General features: G+C 65.6%; 1 protein-coding gene. It reads left to right on the top strand.

From position 1 onward, the window contains the following. On the top strand, positions 1–1,634 hold a 1,634-nt coding region (acs, locus tag ILT44_RS30285), incomplete at both ends, for an acetate--CoA ligase (RefSeq protein WP_204243316.1).

Here is a 1,634-nt window from a genome sequence, read left to right as displayed (position 1 = left end):
CCGGAGGCCTTCTGGGCCGAGGAAGCCAGGCGTATCCATTGGTTCAAGCAGCCGACCCGGATCAAGAACACCAATTTCGGCCCCGACAACGTGGCGATCCGCTGGTTCGAGGACGGCGTCACCAACGTGGCCTATAACTGCGTCGACCGGCATCTCCACACCCGCGGCGACCAGGTCGCCATCATCTGGGAAGGCGACGACCCGTCGGAATCGAAGACAATCACCTACCGCGAGCTTCATGACGAAGTCTGCCGCATGGCCAACATCATGCGCAACCGCGGCGTCGAGAAGGGCGATCGCGTCACGATCTACATGCCGATGATTCCCGAAGCGGCCTATGCCATGCTGGCCTGCGCTCGCTTAGGCGCCATCCACTCGGTGGTGTTCGGCGGCTTCTCGCCCGATTCGCTGGCGAGCCGCATCCAGGACGCCAAGTCCGCCTTCATCATCACCGCCGACGAGGGCCTGCGCGGCGGCCGCAAGGTTCCGCTGAAGGTCAACGTGGATGCCGCCCTCGAGCGCGTCGGCGCCGGCGTGGTGGACCACGTTTTGGTGGTGCGCCGCACGGGATCGAGCGTCAACATGGTGCCGGGCCGCGACGTCTATTACGACGAAGCCGCCAGCATGGTGTCCGACGAGTGTCCCTACGAGGAGATGAACGCGGAGGACCCGTTGTTCATCCTCTACACCTCAGGCTCGACCGGCACCCCGAAGGGTGTGCTGCACACCACCGGCGGCTATCTCGTCCATGCGGCGATGACGCACCAATACGTGTTCGATTATCACGACGGCGACATCTACTGGTGCACCGCCGACGTGGGCTGGGTGACGGGCCATTCCTACATCCTCTACGGGCCGCTGGCGAACGGCGCCACGACGCTGATGTTCGAGGGCGTGCCGACCTATCCGTCGATCTCCCGCTTCTGGGAGGTGATCGACAAGCACGGGGTCAACATCTTCTACACCGCCCCGACCGCCATCCGCTCCCTCATGCAGGCGGGCGAGGCGCCGGTGAAGAAGACCTCGCGCAAGTCCCTGCGCCTCTTGGGCTCGGTCGGCGAGCCGATCAATCCGGAAGCCTGGGAATGGTACCACCGGGTGGTCGGCGACGATCGCTGCCCCATCGTCGATACCTGGTGGCAGACGGAGACCGGCGGCATCCTGATCTCGCCGCTGCCCGGCGCGACGAAGCTCAAGCCCGGCTCGGCCACGAAGCCCTTCTTCGGCGTCAAGCCGCAGGTAGTGGATGCGGATGGCAAGGTGCTGGAGGGCGCGGCCGAGGGCAACCTCGTGATCGCCGATTCCTGGCCGGGCCAGATGCGCACGGTCTATGGCGACCATGAGCGCTTCGTGCAGACCTACTTCTCCACCTATCCCGGCAAATACTTCACCGGCGACGGCTGCCGCCGCGATGCGGACGGCTATTACTGGATCACCGGCCGGGTCGACGACGTGATCAACGTGTCCGGCCACCGCATGGGCACGGCGGAGGTCGAGTCGGCGCTGGTGGCGCACCCGAAGGTGTCCGAGGCCGCCGTCGTGGGCTATCCGCACGACATCAAGGGCCAGGGCATCTACGCCTATGTCACCCTGATGGCCGGCGAGGAGCCGTCGGAGGAGCTGCGCAAGGAGCT

The organism is Microvirga arvi, from assembly GCF_016892765.1.
Lineage (GTDB): Bacteria > Pseudomonadota > Alphaproteobacteria > Rhizobiales > Beijerinckiaceae > Microvirga > Microvirga arvi.
This window is presented reverse-complemented; position numbering and strand designations above follow the sequence as displayed.